This is a genomic window from Zoogloea sp., from assembly GCF_023150065.1.
Classification (GTDB): domain Bacteria; phylum Pseudomonadota; class Gammaproteobacteria; order Burkholderiales; family Rhodocyclaceae; genus Zoogloea.
Genome location: NZ_JAKLLN010000219.1, coordinates 1 through 537 on the forward strand (window position 1 = coordinate 1; position 537 = coordinate 537).

General features: G+C 65.4%; 1 protein-coding gene. It reads right to left on the minus strand.

From position 1 onward, the window contains the following. Positions 1-21: 21 nt before the first annotated feature. Positions 22-537: DUF1329 domain-containing protein (locus L6Q67_RS24360; RefSeq protein WP_296576358.1), on the minus strand; the 516-nt coding region annotated here is incomplete at its 5' end.

Below are 537 nucleotides of genomic sequence, written 5' to 3' on the forward strand. Positions count from 1 at the left end.
CGTTGAAGCACCGCGCCGGGTTCAGAGCCCCATGCGCCGCGCGGCCTCGGGGCCGAAGTCGCGCTCGGTGAACTTGCCCTGGTTGAGCTTGTAGGCGCCGGGCTGCTCGTTCACCAGGTTGAAGGCGAGGTAGGTGCCGGCGTTGAGGTCGTGGTAGAGGCCCACCCCGGCCTGCCAGGTGTTCATCTCGTAGGCGTAGAAGTAGTTCACCACCGAGGTGCGCCACAGCTCGCCGCGGCTGTCGTAGTTGTCGGCCATCAGCATGAACCAGGTGTCCTCGTCCACGTAGAGCGTCCGCTTGCTGTAGAGGTGGCGGTAGCCGTCCTTGAGGGTGCCTTCCACCACCCACACCCGGTGCAGCTCGTAGCGCAGGGCGTCCGGGTTGAGGTGGCCCGGGCGGATCAGGTCGGCGTACTTGAGCTTGTCGGAGTGCAGCCGGTAGGCGTTGTACGGCACATACAGCTCCTTCTTGCCGACGATCTTCCAGTTGAAGCGCTCCGGCGAGCCGTTGAAGAGGCGCACCTCGTCCACCGCGAT